Source organism: Virgibacillus pantothenticus, assembly GCF_018075365.1.
GTDB classification, from domain to species: domain Bacteria; phylum Bacillota; class Bacilli; order Bacillales; family Amphibacillaceae; genus Virgibacillus; species Virgibacillus pantothenticus.
In genome coordinates this window covers 4,373,304-4,391,808 of sequence record NZ_CP073011.1, presented here as the reverse complement: position 1 = coordinate 4,391,808, position 18,505 = coordinate 4,373,304, and the positions used below count along the sequence as shown (strand labels likewise).

The 18,505-nt window shown below is 37.9% G+C and carries 14 protein-coding genes; 8 read left to right on the top strand and 6 right to left on the bottom strand.

The genetic code is table 11. The features are described 5' to 3' along the window. Positions 1–513 precede the first annotated feature (513 nt). Genes KBP50_RS20310 through KBP50_RS20300 form a run of 3 tightly spaced genes read left to right on the top strand, consistent with a single transcriptional unit; the run spans position 514 to position 1,989 of the window. Positions 514–936 carry a hypothetical protein gene (locus tag KBP50_RS20310; protein ID WP_050350875.1) on the top strand — a complete coding sequence of 141 codons (423 nt, stop codon included), beginning with the start codon at positions 514–516 and terminating at the stop codon, positions 934–936. Positions 937–942: 6 nt separating this feature from the next. After that, positions 943–1,569 (top strand): lysozyme family protein, encoded by a 627-nt coding sequence (locus KBP50_RS20305; protein WP_050350876.1) that lies wholly within the window; start codon positions 943–945, stop codon positions 1,567–1,569. A 39-nt stretch (positions 1,570–1,608) separates the two neighbouring features. Beyond that, positions 1,609–1,989, top strand: coding sequence for a RidA family protein (locus KBP50_RS20300; RefSeq protein ID WP_050350877.1), 381 nt, complete (start codon positions 1,609–1,611; stop codon positions 1,987–1,989). Between the two features lie 325 nt (positions 1,990–2,314). Here KBP50_RS20300 and KBP50_RS20295 read toward each other — a convergent pair whose 3' ends face one another. From KBP50_RS20295 to KBP50_RS20285, 3 genes are all read right to left on the bottom strand, one after another. Then, positions 2,315–2,560 carry a YuzB family protein gene (locus KBP50_RS20295; protein ID WP_050350878.1) on the bottom strand — a complete coding sequence of 82 codons (246 nt, stop codon included), beginning with the start codon at positions 2,558–2,560 and terminating at the stop codon, positions 2,315–2,317. Between the two features lie 211 nt (positions 2,561–2,771). Beyond that, a complete protein-coding gene (locus KBP50_RS20290; protein ID WP_050350879.1) occupies positions 2,772–4,136 on the bottom strand; it encodes an MATE family efflux transporter in 1,365 nt (454 codons plus the stop codon). Between the two features lie 600 nt (positions 4,137–4,736). Then, a complete protein-coding gene (locus tag KBP50_RS20285) occupies positions 4,737–5,942 on the bottom strand; it encodes an MFS transporter (RefSeq protein WP_050350880.1) in 1,206 nt (401 codons plus the stop codon). A 719-nt stretch (positions 5,943–6,661) separates the two neighbouring features. Between KBP50_RS20285 and KBP50_RS20280 the strand changes: the two genes are divergently transcribed. The 4 genes from KBP50_RS20280 (at position 6,662) to KBP50_RS20265 (ending at position 12,815) form a co-directional block, all read left to right on the top strand. Further along, on the top strand, positions 6,662–7,588 hold the full coding sequence (locus tag KBP50_RS20280) for a DUF1002 domain-containing protein (RefSeq protein ID WP_050350881.1): 927 nt from the start codon (positions 6,662–6,664) through the stop codon (positions 7,586–7,588). Positions 7,589–7,992: 404 nt separating this feature from the next. Further along, positions 7,993–8,850, top strand: a complete 858-nt coding sequence (locus tag KBP50_RS20275; protein WP_050350882.1) for a LysM peptidoglycan-binding domain-containing protein — start codon at positions 7,993–7,995, stop codon at positions 8,848–8,850. Positions 8,851–10,641: 1,791 nt separating this feature from the next. After that, positions 10,642–11,832: a glycine C-acetyltransferase gene (locus tag KBP50_RS20270; protein WP_050350883.1), complete on the top strand. Its 1,191-nt coding sequence runs from the start codon at positions 10,642–10,644 to the stop codon at positions 11,830–11,832. A 35-nt stretch (positions 11,833–11,867) separates the two neighbouring features. Next, positions 11,868–12,815 carry an L-threonine 3-dehydrogenase gene (locus KBP50_RS20265; protein WP_050350884.1) on the top strand — a complete coding sequence of 316 codons (948 nt, stop codon included), beginning with the start codon at positions 11,868–11,870 and terminating at the stop codon, positions 12,813–12,815. Positions 12,816–13,322: 507 nt separating this feature from the next. On the opposite strand, the gene KBP50_RS20260 is transcribed toward KBP50_RS20265, so the two are convergent. Further along, positions 13,323–14,945, bottom strand: coding sequence for an ABC-F family ATP-binding cassette domain-containing protein (locus KBP50_RS20260; protein WP_050350885.1), 1,623 nt, complete (start codon positions 14,943–14,945; stop codon positions 13,323–13,325). A 576-nt stretch (positions 14,946–15,521) separates the two neighbouring features. Between KBP50_RS20260 and KBP50_RS20255 the strand changes: the two genes are divergently transcribed. Further along, complete coding sequence (locus KBP50_RS20255) at positions 15,522–16,130, top strand: hypothetical protein (protein ID WP_050350886.1); 609 nt, start codon at positions 15,522–15,524, stop codon at positions 16,128–16,130. A gap of 86 nt (positions 16,131–16,216) precedes the next feature. On the opposite strand, the gene KBP50_RS20250 is transcribed toward KBP50_RS20255, so the two are convergent. After that, on the bottom strand, positions 16,217–16,837 hold the full coding sequence (locus tag KBP50_RS20250) for a YpmS family protein (RefSeq protein WP_050350887.1): 621 nt from the start codon (positions 16,835–16,837) through the stop codon (positions 16,217–16,219). A 5-nt stretch (positions 16,838–16,842) separates the two neighbouring features. Continuing rightward, entirely contained in the window at positions 16,843–17,724 is an 882-nt protein-coding gene (locus KBP50_RS20245) for an SGNH/GDSL hydrolase family protein (protein WP_050350888.1), read from the bottom strand. Between the last annotated feature and the right edge of the window lie 781 nt (positions 17,725–18,505).

Below are 18,505 nucleotides of genomic sequence, written 5' to 3'. Positions count from 1 at the left end.
CGTGCGATGTTTCGCTGACGTAGCTTTCCTTGTCCTGTGGGAAAGCGCAGTGGGAAGACCCTGCAGAAAAAAAGCGAATTTCTTTTTTTTGAGGAGGCTGAGCACCAGCCCTAGGAAAGCGTAGTGTTTTTCCGCAGCGGTCACTAGCTACATTTCGTTTCGCTTACATGTTTTTCAAAACAATTGTTGTATTAAAAATCAATAAATTTGTACATAAATAGAGTGCTGGAAATATAGAGGTTATAACTATGTCGAGAAAAACTTGAGACATACCATAAAGAAATCTTACTTTCGCATAACCGAAATTTGTTTTAAAATGGTAGATAATTCATTTTTGCAGAAAAGAATCTAGGATCACGTAAAGCTGAAGTCGTAGACAATAATAGAATAAGTTGTACAAAGAAGATAATCATTTTTTCCCTAACGTACTTTGCAAAGTTTCTTATCATGTCTGGGAATTCAGGAATATAAAATGGAAGTACCTTAGATCGCGTCAATAAAGGAGATCAAATAATGAAGCTGTTGCAATTAATGATCATTGGAGTTATCTCAGGTCTCGGTCTTGGAAGCTTTCTAAAACTTATGGAACAAATGACATCAAAACAGGTCTATACATTATTGTTAAATGTTGATTACATTCCTGTATTAAACAGCTGGTGCCTAAATGAATTCAGTGAATTTATGTTGCATATTCTCGTTTCTATCATACTTGTGCCAAGTATCTATTATAGCTTGAAACAGATCGGTCAAAGGCAAAGCATATACACATATATGCTAATTAGTAGTTTAATAGGTGCAATATTATATGTAACGACAAGCTTTTCTACTCGTACACCAGCTCTTTATGATGAGGCAGCATTTTTACTTTGGATCCTAGGTCATCTATTATTCGGATGGATTGTAGGTACTTTAATAGCTATGATAGTAAAGGATTAGATAATGATGAAAAACAGCAGAAGATTGTCAAAAGCAGTTAAACGGACGTTTTTAATTGGAGTCGCATTGTTTATATTACTTATCGGTATTTCGTTGTTTTTTCAACGTACTTTGTTGAATCAACCTGATTCACAAACAGGGCCATTAATCAGTGAACAAGTATTAGATTATCGCCCACTTGTAGCCAAATATGCCAAACAGTATGGGATTGAAAAACATGTAGAAACCATCCTTGCCATAATGATGCAAGAATCTGGAGGACGTGGGGACGATCCGATGCAAGCCTCAGAAAGCTACTGTGGCGAGCGAGGATGCATCAAGGACCCGGAATTATCTATTAAACAAGGTGTCTATTATTTTTCCAAAACATTGAAAGCGGCGGATGGAGACTTGCTAACTGCTGTTCAGTCTTATAATTTTGGAAAGGGGTTTATTGATTTTATTCGGGAACAGGGAGAGAATTTTTCCCAGGAAGCTGCTATTCAATTCTCACAAAAAATGTATGCTAACGATCCAGACAAGGAAAAATACCGTTGCTTACGGGATGGAGCAAAGGAGCTTGATGCTTGTTATGGCGATATATACTACGTTAAATCCGTCATGGCATATAGAGAAAAAATAACAGAAGAGTAGCTTTTTCCGTGGTATGATGAAAAGAAGGAGGAGATAGCAATGAATAAGGCAATTCATACCGAAAAGGCGCCAGCTGCATTGGGGCCATACTCACAAGCTGTTGCGGCAGGTGATTTTCTTTATGTGTCGGGGCAAATAGGCATTGATCCGACGACAGGGGAAATGACAGAAGGGATTGAAAACCAAACGAAGCAAGTATTGAAAAATATTCAAGCCATTCTTGAAAAAGCAGGCACAGATCTGACAAAGGCAGCTAAATTTTCAATCTATTTAAAGTCAATGGATGATTTTTCCACCGTGAATGAAATATATGGTAGTTATTTGCAAGAGCCATATCCAGCAAGATCGACGATTGAAGTTAGTAAACTACCTAAAGATGCGCTTGTAGAAATGGATGTTATTCTACATTTAAAGGCTTAGGAGGCGAAACTTGCAAAACCCCGCGTATCATAATCCAACAAAATTGATTTTGGGGAAAGGGCAATTAGGCAAGCTCCTTCAATAACTGGCTCCTTATCGGAAACTTATCGTTTTATGGTAGAGGAAGTATTAAGCGTAAAAGGATATATGAACGTGTTATGGAGCAGTTAAACAGTATCCATGCAAAATGTCTTTGAATTATCTAGTGTGAACCTAATCCAAGGATCTCTACTATATGTAAATGGGTAGAAATTAACTGATTGAAGATTCACTTTATAGGATGTTTTAAAAACCTGGTGAAGTGAAAAGCAAAAAGGGCTGGCTATTATTCATACATAGCCAGCTCTTCTTTAATCGCAGCTCTTATTTTATCCAAGCATTCTTCTGGTGTGTTTCCAAAAATGCGTCGATTGTTAACGAGCGCATATGGCTTTACTCTGCACAGTCCGCAAAAGGATAGACAATCATTTGTGAGTACAGCTACTTCAGGGAACTCTTTTTCTAAAATTTCCTCTATATCAATAGAAGTGATTGCATTTCCGTCACAGACCTCAACTACGACAATACCCATTGCTATCACTTTCTTTCTGATTTTAGTTTGTATACAAAAGGTAGACAGTACCAAGTATCATAGCAGTAGATATATAAAAGCCGTTAACAACAAGTTACCGATGGTCGACCTCTTGTTTATAACCGACTTTTAGTACATGCTCTTCATTTCCCTTACCCTTAAATAAGGTACTTTGTTAGTTTTAGCATAAACGTAACGAGAAATCAATCATCTAAACTGAGTCTTGCTTCTTTCCTGGTTGTACAAAGCTCATGGATACCCAATTACGCTGTTTCCAACGGCGGAGCATGAATAAACCACGCAGCCATTCATCAGCAATAAAGGAAATCCAAATCCCCATGAGACCAAGATTTAGGTAAATAGCGAAGAACCAAGCAAAAGTAACGCCAATGCCCCACATGACAGCAACACCAATATAAACTGGAAACTTCACGTCTCCTGCTGCACGTAAGGAGCTAATCATGATTAAATTAAAGGCTCGTCCAGGTTCAAGCACAATTGTCATTAATAATAGCCATGCTCCAGTTTCTAAAATGGTCGTATCATCTGTGAAAATTCCTAGTAATGGCTTGGAATAAAAGTAAACAATCGTAGCCATCGATAATGAGACGACAATAGATATTTTGAGACTTTTCATCACACGCTTGTATGCTGCCTCCATATCTCCAGCACCAACTAAATGACCAACGAGGATTTGCGTGCCTTGACCGATAGCAATGGAAAATAAAAAGATAAACATCATAATATTTTGCGCATATACCTTTGTAGTAATTGCGATGGTACCAAGTTGCGCGATAAAATAGGTGATTACCATCTGGCTGGCATTATAAGAAATCTGTTCCCCGGCAGACGGAATACCGATTTGCAATAATCGCTTGACATATTGTTTTTGATAACGGAAAAAGTATCCGATTTTTATCTCGTCACTGTTTCGTTTCCAAAATAAGTAAAATAACACAATAACTCCGATAAAACGGCTGATTGCAGTTGAATAAGCTACTCCTTCCACCCCTAGTACCGGAAATCCAAACGGACCGAAAATAACTAAATAATTTCCCATGACATTCAGGATATTCATGCCAATGGTGACATTCATCGTATCCTTTGTATATCCATAGCTACGCAAAATAGCACCGAGCGTCATAATTAAAGCTTGAATAAAGATAAGTCCACCAACAATTTGCATATAGCTGGATGCTTCTCCCATGATTTCCTGTGGAAGATCCATGAATTGCAGGATGGTTTTTGCGCCGAAAAATAAACCAACGCTTAGAAACAGTGAAAACAATAGGTTTAAGCTAATAGACAAGGCGGAAATTTCTCCTGCCTGTTGATTATTTTTGGCACCTAGATTTTGCGCAATGAGGATAGCCGCCCCTTGCGCTACAAAGCCAAACATCACAATGACTACCGACAACACTTGATTAGAAACACCAACAGCTGCGACGGCTTTATCGGAATATTGGCTTAGCATTAGTGTATCCGCATTCCCCATTAACATATGTAGGAAAATTTCAATAAAAATAGGCCACGTTAGACCAAACAATGTGAGCCTTTTCACTTTTTCTGAGGACATAGTTATCCCAACTTTCTAAGCTATCATAGAGTTAGTTTACCTTTATTTGGCCAGAATGGGAAGTATTAAAAGATGGTGTTTAAATGAATGTCATTCTAGCATCGTCCGGCTTCATCGCTCAGCATCGATGCGACTTTAGAAATACGCCCTACGATAAGGCCTCATCGGTTCGTCACTAAGAGGTATGCCGACTAAACACGGGCTTGCCGCCCAGACGTCGGCATACCTCTGTTTTTAGTGGCATGATTCCTTTACCCCGTAAAAAGGCGTTGTAGTCTCCCACTTTAAGAATGGAAGAATGGTGAGCTGAACAAGTCGAAGCGGGAGGTAACAGCACCTAAATCCCCGATTCGTTCAAGGTCCTTTAGGTCATACCCTGGTGGTACTAACAATCAGCGGGGATGAGGAAAACCCCGCTGATTGAAGGTTCACTTTATCTTTAGTTGATTCGTTCCATTCGCTACGTCGCTAAACGGGCGCCCCGCGCCTTGGTTCTATTTTTCTCAAAGGGCTGTTGGAGAACTCCAATTGAATGAAGCTCCTTTTAGTTTTCTAAAAAGAGCTGAAACAGAAAAAAACGAGAACGATGGTCGTCCTCGGTTAGCCTCTTTTCGCAAACAAAGAGTGAGAATGTGAACGGTTGTATTCATGTTTATACCAGAAATACAACATAATGCCTCCGCTTAATAAAAGCAGTAAGCTAGTAAGAAGAAAGACAGCGGAAAAGCCGAAGAATCCAGCAATTACGCCACCTAATGCAGGCCCAATGATATTGCCTAAAAAGCGTAAACTGGTATTATAGCCTAGAACTTCACCTTGCATAGAAAGAGGTGCAGTTTGCCTAATATATGCAATACGAACAGGGATTATTCCGCCAATGGAAATACCTAATAAAAAGCGTAAAACAACTAGCTGCCAAATGTTTGTTACCCAAGCACCGGGAAGATAAACAATTCCAGCCATAAATAACAATACAATCAGCACTTTAATATAGCCGACTTTATCCCCTAGTCTGCCAAGCCGTCTTGACATAAGCAAATTACCAAGTCCAGCTGCAGAAAATGCCACTCCTGAGAAAAAGGCAATATTGGCCGGACCGTGAATGTCTTGGACAAACAAAGATAAGATTGGTTGCACACTAAAATGAGCGATCTGAACCAACGCAGAGATAAGCATTACAATGAGTAAAACCGGGCGTGAAATAATATGCTGTAGGACTTGTTTTCTCGTATAAGATTTTTCATCTTTTTCATTATCAGCGAGATTTGCTTTTATTTCTTTAACGCCGAAGAACACAATAATAGCAGAAAAGAAAATGGTTATGGATACCCATTTAAACGTACTTGCATAACCAAAGGCATCTGCAAGTGTTCCGCCTAATAGAGGACCCATCAACGTTCCAGTAATGCTACCAGTTTGCAGTGTTCCAAGTACTTTTCCAGCGATATTTTTTGGTGTTTGTGTAGCAATGAATGCTTGTGACATAGGAATAAATCCAGTAGCAATTCCCATTAGCAGGCGGAGCATAAATAACTGCCATACTGATGTGGCAAACCCCATTAAGAATAAGGAGAGACCCATTCCAGTTGCAGAGAATATAAGCAGTTTTTTGCGTCCGTATTTGTCACCAATCCGACCCCAGATCGGGGAAAAAATGAAGGCAGTGACAAAAGTGATTGCAAAAATCCAGCCTGACCAATTCTGAACATACGCATCTGAGAAATTCCCCATCGACTCAATGTATAAAGAAATAAATGGAAGCACCATTGTCATACTTCCAGAAACAAAAAAGTTAGCAAACCACATGATTGCTAAGTTTCGTTTTACTATAGGATGATTGTCAATGATGGCAATACCCTTCTTTCTGCTAAATATTTCGTCACTCTAAATATTATCGTACTTCTAGGGAAAAAGAAAGGAATCTGCTTTAATCGTAATGACCAGCTATGTTAGACTTATCAGTATTAATTTAAAGCCGGAGTCTCTGTTAATTACTTATAACTAGTTGTTCACATAAATATTGTTTATCTGGCAATAACATCACCATTTCCATTTATTGCGAGCTGAATCTGAGTAGGATAGTGGGCAATCCAATTGCAAGTCAAAGTCTGTTCAAATAACAAACAGAAGAAAGTCCTCTTTTGCTTGAAATATAACTTTCGTATATAAGGTGCTGTAAGATTCCCACTTCAAGAACTGGAGATCCATACAACAAGTCTAAGCGGGGATAACAGGACCTAAAGTGACCTTTAGGTAGATCATTACGGTACTAACAAGCAGTGGGGTATGAATGAAAATCCCCACTGATGGAAGATCCGCTTTATAATCATAGTAAATCATGTTGGAATAGCATGGAGTTTAATTTGTTGATGGTCTACTTTTCCTAAATGGGAGGTTGGGCGTATACGCCTCTGGTAGTAATTTTGATAAAATGATATTCAATTTTTTGCAAAACAGGTATAATAATATTTAGTTTATGAAAAACATAGACTAAAGCAAGAACAAATAAAGGGAGAAATGAAATGATGATAAAAAAAACAAGCAAATTTCTCATCATCACACTGATTGCTGTTTTGGCTCTAGGGTCAAGTTTACCTATTCATGCAGACAGCGGAGCAAGTGATTCCGATAGTATTAATGAAAAATTAGGACCACCTATTGTGGTATATGGTGCGCAACTCTCTGATAACCAGCGAGCAGAAGTAAAAGACTTATTAAATGTCAAAGATGAAAACCAAGTCGATGAATATGATGTTTCAGGACAAGACGCAGCAAAATATATTAACGGCAACCCGAATTCAAATATGTATTCCAGTGCGAAAATTACTCGCCAGGAAACAGGCAACGGCTTAACCATTAATATAGTGACTCCGGATAATATAACGGAAGTGACTAAAGAAATGTACGCTAATGCATTGCTGACAGCTGGAGTGGAAAATGCTACGGTTGATGTTGCCTCTCCGGTAAAAGTTAGCGGTCATTCTGCTTTAACAGGAATTTATAAAGCGTATGACGTCGAAGGCGAACAGCTTGACAAGGAACGGATGGAGCTGGCAAATGAAGAGCTTGATGTGGCGACACAATTAGCGAAAAAAGAAGGAATGGATTCGGAAAAGGTTAGTCAGTTGTTAACAGAGATTAAGCAAACTATTGCTGAACAAAATCCTGCAACAAAAGAAGATGTGGAACGAATTGTTCAAGAACAATTGGATAAATTGGAAATAAACTTAAGTGATAAAGATCGTCAATTGCTTATTGATTTAATTGATAAAATGCGCGATTTAAATATTAATTTTGATCAAGTTAAAAGCCAGCTGGAGGACATTACATCTGCGATTAAAAATAAGGCAGATGAACTCGGTTTAGATGAAGGATTTTGGGAAAAGGTCGGAAATTTCTTCAGTGAACTTTTCCAAGCAATTAGTAATTTCTTTAAAGGGTTATTTAGTTAGTCGGAATATATTAGATTTGAAAGCATACCTTTATGCATAAGGGTATGCTTTTTCATATTCTATTAAAAGAGCGCTGTGTTTATAGGCTAGAGTTGCTTATCTATGAATTTCTTTGTATTTATGGATGAGTTAATTATAAGGCTCATGACACAGACAAATTCACTGGTACGTTTATTGCCTTTGGACTTCTAAATAAAAAGATATATTACAAGAAGTTCCGTTCTATGACTATCGTAATACAAAAAAGGAGATTGATAGTACTTTTATATCAAAAAGGTTACAACTGTAATAATACAACCTCATTTTGGTAATCCTTGTAATGGACTTTTAAACGTACTGTAACTGCACGGTCATAGCCCATGTGTTAGGATAGGCTATGTCAGATATTTAAGGAGGGAAAACGAATGAAAAAGATTGTGGCTTCATTCGCTACTGGTATGATTATTGCTGGCACTGCTGCTACTACAGTATCAGCAGAAGAGTATGACGTAAAAAACGGAGATAACCTTTGGAATATTGCAAATGAATATAATACAACTGTAGAACATTTAGTTGAAGTAAATGAATTAAAAACAACTACTATACAACCAAAACAAACACTTATTATAAATAAACAAGCAAAAATGAAATATAAAGTCCAAAAGGGAGATACATTAAGCGTTATTGCAAATAAATATGGTGTATCTGTAGAAAATTTAAAGGAATGGAATAAATTAGATTCCGATCTAATTATTGTTGGTCAGAATCTGACCATTGAAGGTGCAACAGTTTCCAATGACAAGCCAGCCGAAACGGAAGAGCAACCTCAAGCACAGCCTGCGGTGCCAACGAAAAAAGAACAACAACCGGTTACAGAAACGAAAGCACCTGTGCAAGAGCAGCAAGCAACACCAGCTTCTTCTAAACCTGCTGCTAGTCAAAAAGCACCTGAAAAAGCATCTGAGCAGCAATCACAGCAGGAAAAGCCTCAGGGTCAATCGTTTTCTGTAACTGCAACAGCTTACACAGCAAGCTGTAATGGATGTTCTGGTGTAACAGCAACAGGTGTTGACTTGAACAAAGATCCAAATGCAAAGGTAATTGCTGTTGATCCGAGTGTCATTCCATTAGGTTCTAAAGTTTATGTTGAAGGCTATGGCTATGCAACGGCAGCTGATACTGGTGGTGCGATTAAAGGCAATAAAATTGACGTTCACGTCCCATCCAAAGGGGAAGCAACGAATTGGGGCGTCAGAACGGTTAATGTAACGATTGTAGAATAATAGATTTTAACATGTATATATTCCAATATGAATCGAGTGAGATGTTTATCTTACTCGATTTTTTGTATGCAATTTTTATTTTAGCAATTGAAATTCATCTATGCATCCAGTCCGTATTCGTTTATATGACAATTGTCATGTTGGAATGATGACAACGCATACTATTCTTTTTTAAACAGAGAACGTAGACTAAAGAAGAAATATTTTATTTATCCCGTATCTAAGTTGCTGTAAGCCCCTACTTCACGAGTTGGAAAATCTGTACAAGTTTAAGAGTATGAGATAACAGCACCTAAATGCCCGATTCTTTCTTCTAGTGGGGGAGGAATGAAAACCTCCACCGATTGATGATTTACTTTATCAGCTTTAATATTCAAAATATTCCCTTCCGCTCATGCTTTTAAACCACAAAAAATCAATCTTCGTAGTGGATAGAAGATGATGTACCATTAAATATGATATGCGAAGGAGATAAACCATGTTTCTGGAAATAAAATCAATTCCAAGTCATTTGGAAAAAAACAAGCCTTGCGGAAAATTTCCATGAATGTCATGAACTTTTAGGATTTGGATGTTAAAGTGGAGCATCCTCGATGCCAAATGGAAGATTCAAAGCAAGGATCGGGTATCCACTTATCCGCATATAAGGTGCTGTAAGATTCCCACTTCAGGATAATGTGTACTGCAACGTGGGAGATTACACTACCTAAATGCACTATTTCTTAAGAAGCTTTTAGGTCATACTATTATGGTACTAACCATCAGCGGGGGGCGAATGAAAATCACCGCTGATGGAAGATTCACTTTATATATCCTGAACTTTAATGTTGTCTGGATTATCACTGATTATTTCATTTGAGTTACTATTTATCTCTACATATCCGAATATTCCAAAAGTAATAATAAGAACTGCACATAAAACGACAAGAATTTTTTTCATATAGTTTCATTCCTTTCTCCTCTTAGGTATCTTTATCCTGCATAGTAAGAAGCTGTAAGACTCCCACTTCAGGAGTAATCTGTACTGCAATCGTCTAAGTGGGAGATAACAGCACCTAAATGCTCAATTCGTTTATTTAACAATCAGTGGGGATGGAAGAACCCCCCGCTGATTGAAGGTTCACTTTATCTTTAGTTGATTCGTTCCATTCGCTACGTTGCTAAACGGGCGCTTGCGCCTTTGTTCAACACCCATGTTTTAAATAACCTTAGATTCAGTATAAAAAATTCCCTGCTTTTAAACCATTGTTTTAGGTGACAATGTAGCAGGTAAATCTTACAAATTTGCAATCTTTGCGGTGTGTTCGACATCTTTCTACAATCGCTTATTGGAATAAAAGTGGTTTTTTAGACAAATTCCTGTAATTAGCGCTTTCTCCGATTAAACATTTCGATTGACTTGTGTTAAACTGAAAATGAAATAAGCATTATCTCGCATGGAATGGCGCAGTATCTGTCCTTGTATCCTAGCAAGAGATGATACGTTGGGCATCTAACAGATAGTAGATGCCGATTCGCGTCTCTAACAATCTTTGGGGGGTAAAGATTTATTTTATTCCGCATATAAGGTGCTGTAAGACTCCCACTTCAAGAATTGGCGAAACAAGTCTAAGCGCAAGATCACAGCACCTAAATATCCGATTCGTAAGAGGTCTTTAGGTCATACCATTACGGTACTACCAATGGGGGGGGGATAAAAGAAAACCTCCACTGATGGAAGGTTCACTTTATAGTATGACACGTTTCATGTAACAGGAACCAACATAAACTTACATAAAAGGAGGACGTAAAATGACTAGTAAAGCGTTAGATTCTTTTTTAAATGACAATATTGCTGATTTGAAGGAACGAGGTTTATATAATGAAATTAACCCTGTACAAGGTCCGAATGGTCCGGAAATAAAAATTGGCGAGCGAACATTAATCAACCTTTCTTCGAATAATTACCTTGGGTTAGCTACGGATGACAGGTTGAAGCAGGTAGCGAAACAAGCAGTTGATTCTCATGGTGTTGGTGCGGGTGCTGTACGTACGATAAACGGAACGCTTGATCTTCATCTTGAGTTAGAAAAGAAGCTGGCAGCATTCAAAGGAACAGAGGCGGTTATTTCTTATCAATCTGGATTTAATTGTAATATGGCAGCTATTTCTGCGGTTATGGATAAAAATGATGCCATTTTATCTGATGAATTAAACCATGCGTCCATTATTGATGGTTGTCGCCTATCCAAAGCGAAGATTATTCGTTTTAATCATTCGGACATGAACGATTTGCGAAAAAAGGCGAAAGAAGCTGTCGAATCTGGACAATATAATAAGATTATGGTTATTACCGATGGTGTATTTTCAATGGATGGCGATATTGCTAAGCTTCCGGAAATTGTTGAGATTGCAGACGAATTCGACCTGATTACGTATGTAGATGATGCGCATGGTTCTGGAGTTCTTGGAAAAGGAGCAGGAACAGTGAAGCATTTCGGTCTGCAGGATAAAGTCGATTTTCAAATGGGCACATTATCCAAAGCTATTGGCGTAATTGGTGGTTATGTGGCTGGAAAAGCGAACCTTATTGATTGGTTAAAAGTCCGTTCTCGTCCATTTCTGTTTTCCACGGCTGTTTCACCTGCTGATGCTGCAGCTAGCACGAAGGCTGTCGAGCTCCTCATGGAAAGCACAGAATTAAATGAAAAGCTATGGGAAAATGGCGACTATTTAAAGGCTGGCTTAAAGCAATTAGGTTTTGATATCGGTGATAGTGAAACACCAATTACACCTTGTATGATTGGCGACGAAAATGCGACACAAGAATTCAGCAGACGTCTTAACGAAGAAGGTGTTTATGCGAAGTCGATTGTTTTCCCAACTGTACCACGCGGAACAGGGCGTGTGAGAAATATGCCAACAGCTGCACATACCAAAGAAATGTTGGATAAAGCAATCGCAGTATATGAAAAAGTTGGCAAAGAACTTGGTGTTATTTAGTGAAAAGAGATAAGTGCTAGAGAGGATTTCGAGCAATGGAAAAAATACTAGTAACGGGAGCTTTGGGTCAAATTGGCTCAGAGCTTGTCATGAAATTAAGAGAGATCTATGGAACGGATCAAGTTATAGCAACAGATATTCGAAAGGCGGAAGGGCGTATAGCTGAAGGCCCTTTTGAAGTCGTTGATGTAACCGATGCGGATCAGCTTTTTGATGTGACAAAGAAATATCAGGTAGATACAATGATGCATTTGGCAGCTTTATTATCTGCTAAAGCAGAGGAAAACCCGAAATTGGCTTGGCATATCAATATGGGTGGATTGGTCAACGCCTTAGAGATTGCACGTGAATTAAAGCTGCAATTTTTTACCCCCAGTTCCATTGGAGCTTTTGGCCCCTCAACACCAAAAGACCAAACGCCTCAAGATACGTTGCAACGTCCGACTACGATGTATGGGGTTAATAAAGTGTCTGGTGAACTATTAGCTGATTATTACTATACTCGTTTCGGTGTGGATACACGTGGCGTTCGTTTTCCTGGGCTTATTTCATATGTCACGTTGCCAGGTGGGGGTACAACGGATTATGCAGTTGAAATGTATTACGAAGCCGTGAAGAAGGGTAGTTATACATCTTATATCGGTAAAGGTACGTACATGGATATGATGTATATGCCGGACGCCATAAATGCGATTATCCAATTGATGGAGGCAGATGCAAATAAATTACAGCATCGTAATGCATTTAATATATCTGCTTTTTCTGCCGCACCGGAAGATTTTGCTGCATCGATTCAAAAGTATATGCCATCTTTCACATTAGATTATGCTGTTGATCCATTTAGACAAGCGATTGCGGATAGCTGGCCAAATAACCTTGACTCTACTTGCGCTATTGAAGAATGGGGCTTTAAAGTAGAATACGACCTAGATAAGATGACGAGGGATATGTTAAGTAAAGTAAAACAAAAGCAAGAACAGTAAAAAATTAGGAGTCAGGGCATAAGCAAATACTATATAGCAAAAGCCGAACAATCCATTTATAATTGTTCGGCTTATTGGGATTAAAAAATTTCTATCACCACGATGTCAAAACACTTCGCTTTCCGCAAGGCACGGCTCAGCTTCCTTGGAAAGCAAAAACCGCTTTTCTGCTGGACCTTCAGCTCGAGCTGTTCCCCTGCAGGAGTCTACCTATTTTGACTACGCTAAAACTTAGTATACACAATTGGCGATTTAGTGTTCGTTTTTAGATTTAGTTAGGTTCCTCGTTAGCTATGATTTCATCCTGTATATAAAGTGCCGCTGTAAGACTCCCACTTCAAGAATTGGAGAATCCATACTGCATAAGTTTAAGCGTGAATAACAGCACCTAAATACCCTATTTCGTAAGAGGTCATTAGGTCATACCATCACGGTACTAACAATCAATGGAGGATGAATGAAAATCTCCACTGACGGAAGATTCACTTTATGGTATAGATCTTTTAATTAATCCTCATACATAGCTGCTATTTTGCTTTGCAATTCCTTATCCTGTACATACTCATCATAGTCCATTTCTTTATCGATCAAACCATTTGGTGTGATTTCGATTAAGCGATTGGCGATACTTTGAATGAATTGATGATCATGTGACGTAAATAAAATAGACCCTTTAAATTTAATCAGCCCGTTATTTAAAGCAGTGATAGATTCTAAATCAAGATGGTTCGTTGGCTCATCTAAAAGAAGTACGTTCGCGTTACTCAACATCATTTTTGACAGCATACAGCGCACTTTTTCGCCACCGGATAAGACATTGGCCTTTTTCAAAGCTTGTTCACCAGAGAATAGCATTCTCCCTAAAAATCCACGTAAAAAAGTTTCTGTTTCATCTTCAGTTGAATACTGTCTTAACCAGTCTACTAATGATAGGTCGCTCTTTTCGAAATAGGCGCTATTGTCTTTTGGAAAATAGGATTGCGAAGTGGTTACACCCCATTTATACGTACCAGCATCTGGTTCCATTTCACCCATCAAAATTTTAAACAAAGTAGTTTTCGCGATATCGTCCCTGCCTACTAGGGCAATTTTGTCATCTTTATTCATGGTAAAGCTGATATTATTCAATACTTTTTCACCATTAATGGTTTTTGTTAGACCTTGAACAGACAATAAATCATTTCCAATTTCCCGTTCAGGCGTAAACGCAATATACGGGTATTTTCTTGAAGAAGGTTTAATATCATCTAACGTGATGTTATCAAGTAGTTTTTTTCTTGATGTCGCCTGTTTGGATTTGGAGGCGTTGGCGCTAAAGCGGGCAATAAAGGATTGCAATTCCTTGATTTTTTCTTCTTTCTTTTTATTTGCTTCCTGAGCCATTCTCGTTGCCAACTGACTAGACTCGTACCAGAAATCATAGTTACCAATGTAGATTTCAATTTTTCCGTAGTCTACATCTGCAATATGTGTACACACCTTATTTAAAAAGTGACGGTCATGAGATACGACGATGACAGTGTTTTCAAAATGAATCAAAAATTCTTCTAGCCATTGAATCGCATGAATGTCTAGACCATTCGTGGGCTCGTCCAATAATAAAATATCAGGATTACCAAATAACGCCTGGGCTAGTAAAACTTTTACTTTTTCGTCTGCGTTTAGATCAGACATTTGCTTATCATGCAAGGATTCTTCTAGTCCGAGCCCTTTTAATAAGACAGCGGCATCAGATTCTGCCTCCCAACCGTTCATCTCAGCAAATTCGCCTTCTAATTCAGCAGCTCGCATGCCGTCTTCCTCTGTGAATTCACCTTTCATGTAAATGGCGTCTTTTTCCTGCTTCACTGCATAAAGCTTTTCATGTCCCATGAGGACAGTATCAATAACGTTATATTCCTCGTAGGCGAAATGATCCTGCTTTAAAACAGCAAGGCGCTCACCAGGAGAAAGGGAGACATGACCTGTCTGCGGCTCTATTTCTCCAGACAATATTTTTAAAAAGGTGGATTTTCCAGCACCGTTTGCACCAATTAATCCATAACAGTTACCTGGAGTGAACTTTAAATTCACATCCTCAAATAACTTTTTATCACCATATCGTAAACTAACATTCGATACATTAATCATTCGGGTTATTTTCCTCCAATTAAATAAAAGTAATCAAGGTTAGCTTACGTTATTTCAAGGAATTCGTCAACGCTTGCTTTAGAAACAAACAAACTTTTGGTATATGGAAGTAGACACAAAACCATTAAATTGTTTCACTTTTATCCCGTATATAAGATGCTGTAAGACCTCCCGCTTCAGGAGGATAATTTTTACTGCAACATGTCTAAGTGGGAGATAACAGCATCTAAATACCAGATTTGTTCAGAGGCCTTTAGGCCATACCATTACGGTGCTAACAATCAGAGGGGGATGAATGAAAACCTCCACTGATTGAAGATTCACTTTATAATTATACTTGTGTAAAATGACTTTTTTTGTAATAGTATAAGAAAGGTTAGTGCAATTGCAAATGAGTGCGTTTGAAAGGAAGGGTGAAGGAAGCATTGTTGTAATCATTACCGTTTTGTGCAGCAAAATGGGGTCTATTCATACAGGTGCAGTACAAAATTGGTGATGAGACAGGCAGAATGTCATTTCAGTCAGCCGACCTTTTGAACCATCTCTCTACATCATAGCTGGAAGGGGATATGTGTATTGGGAGAAACAGCCATTTACCTTCTCTTCACAGATACGGGCACGAATTTAGCGAAGGCGATTCATTTTTTTACAAAGCAATCATTGAACCATGTTTCGATCGGATTTGATGAAGATCTGAAAGAACTGTATAGCTTTGGGCGGAAGCGACCAAAAAATCCTTTTATTGGGGGGTTTGTTCGAGAAGATATTCGCAGTGATTTTTTAAAAAAATCCGATTGTGCAGTTTATCGTTTTAACGTATCTGATGAAGAACGTGAGCAAATTTTACATCATATCAACCAAATAGAGCGTGAAAAAGATCGCTATCGATATAACTTTATCGGTTTGATTGGGATCCTACTACAAATAGAAATCAATCGAAAATGTGCATTTTTTTGCTCACAATTTGTCGCTACTGTATTAAAGAATGCTGGTGCTTTTCAAATTAAGAAGCCTACTTGCTTTGTCACCCCTGAAGATATTCGAAGTCATGAGGGGATGCAGCTGATTTATGAAGGCAGGCTAGGAGATTATCCTAACCGTAACAAAGTAGCTTGTTATAAGCAGAAAGAAGAAGAGCAAGTTATGTCATCATATATTATTTATTCTCGTATGAATGAACAATAGTTTACACATAGGGATGAAGTGTAAGCATGTTTTGAAAAAAAGTTTGTATCTATGAATAGGCGAAGCCGGGTCCCTTCCAGCTTCGCTTATTCAATGCCTAATGTTTGGTAAGGAATACGGAATTTAAACGACAGATGATTCGATGGTAAATCAATATGTTCAACAGCTACCTGAAAGTTACTCTTAAGCTGTATATCAGTGACTGCTACGTATATTTCCTCATCTTTTGGATTAACGGTTACCCATTCAGGCATAGGAAGGTATTTATCCATGTATCCCATGATTTTTTTGTTTGGCAATTCTAATCGTCCAATGGAAATAGATCTCTGTTTAAGAATGATATCGCCATTTTCTTGAACGAAAGGTTCTAAATGAACAGATAAAGGAACAGTAGATGAGAAAACAGGCAATTCTCCAATCAAATGAACATCATCTCCCAGTTCAATACGGTAGCGATGATTGGTACCATCCAGCAATTTATCGATATGTGCATTGACTAGATCATTCAAATTCTTTTTTGTTGTACGAACAATAAATTCAGAACTTGCTTCCGTTTTTTTTGCAGTTGGCTCCGGGTAATCGGCTTGCGGTACGGGCCAAAAAATGAGTGTCAGAAATGCGATCAGCAGGGTGATGTTGAAAGCAAGCAGACCAATAAACAGCCACTTCCACTTTTTGTTTTTTTTATGTTTGATTCTGTTCCCCATCCCATTCATCCTCTTTTATGTTTATTCTTCATAACCTCGAATACTCGTTCAGCGATCCGTTGGTAACCTAACCGATTCGGATGGAAATTATCTTCTGCAAATAAGTGTTCTTCCGCATTTGAAAATAAATCCATAATTGGTATGAATGAGCTGTTTTCATACTTGTTTACTAATTGTTCCCCTGTTTTATTCCAATTTTCAGCAATGAGTTTTAATTCTTTAATATCTTTAAAATACTCACCGAAAGGATTGTAAAAACCTAGTAAATAAATGTCTGTTTCTGCATTAATGGCACGTATGTTTGATATAATCTTGCCCAGTCGTTTTTCATAGTCTATACGGGCTTTTTCGAAATCATCCATCTGCAGATTTGTAATATTCTCTTTTAATATTTGCATAATATCATTGGCGCCGATCGTTATAAATACGATATCCGCTTGCTGTATAGAAGCAATGATATCATCTTGTTCCAGTCGTTTTAGCAGCTGGTCTGAGCGATTGCCCCTTACACCAAAGTTATCAAAAGTAGTTTGGGTTTTTGCTTCCTCTAACATTTCTTGCAATGCTCCAACATAGCCTCCTTGAGCGGTTTCATCTCCAACGCCTTGTGTTAGCGAATCACCAATTGCGGTAATGTGTCTCGATTGGTAAAAATGTTGCGTAACTTGCTGTTCTATATAAAAGGAAAGCTGCGGTAAACGACGTGGTTTATGTTCGTTTGCTGTTATCGCCTTTTTTTCTGTTGTTAAATCTGTTTGGTTCTGTTCTTCCTTTGTGGTTTGAACGTATTCCGATGATTGTTCAGGTTCACGAAGGGAGTTGAAAAGGAGAATCCCTCCTATTAGTACTAATAGGATTGCCCTGATAAGATATTTGTTTTTTTGCATCGTTATCAACACCTAAGCTGGTTAATATTAAATGATTCATTCACTTTGTTTCAAGACCATTATTGTTCTAACTATTCGAGCTTACAACTGGTTCATTGATTTAGAATTTCCTTAAAGTTCCTGTACGAATGAAATTGGTTTTAAGCAACTCCAAAATGAAGATTATTTGGTTGTAGTATACAGGTTATGTAACATTCAGGCATTTGTTTATCCTAAGTAAATCGAATTTGTCTGAAAAATGCATGGTATGAATTAGCGAACGAACCATCCGTTTCTTATTTTCATCAAGTAAGGTAAGTATACCATTTTTTATGCATGACCTTGTTTGAGGTTGCCCTGAATTTCAAGCTTCATAAAAATTCCATTAAATGAAGGTTTCACTTTTTAGACTATTTGCAGGCAAAACGATGGCTAAGTTAATTATCAAAAGTGTCTCTTTTTAAATGCCTAAAAGTGATTAAATTGTAGCCTCGTTTTTCATAGCTTGCCGCTTTTGAATTAGGTCATTCATCTTCTATCAAAAAAGATCGCCTTCAAATACAAGGCGACCAGAAAGGGAAGGTTATTTATAATTTTTCCAATCATATGAAAAAGTAAACCTATTATAGAAAAATGTTAGCGATTTGTTAACAAAACTAGTAACAACCATAGGAACTTTTCAATGCCCCCATCTGAATATGACGAACATTTAAACCATTATATATGTATAAGAAAAGACATTTGTTTTAGTAGTTCGTTTGGTTTATATTCTCCAAAATATAAATATTGGTGAATAATTATA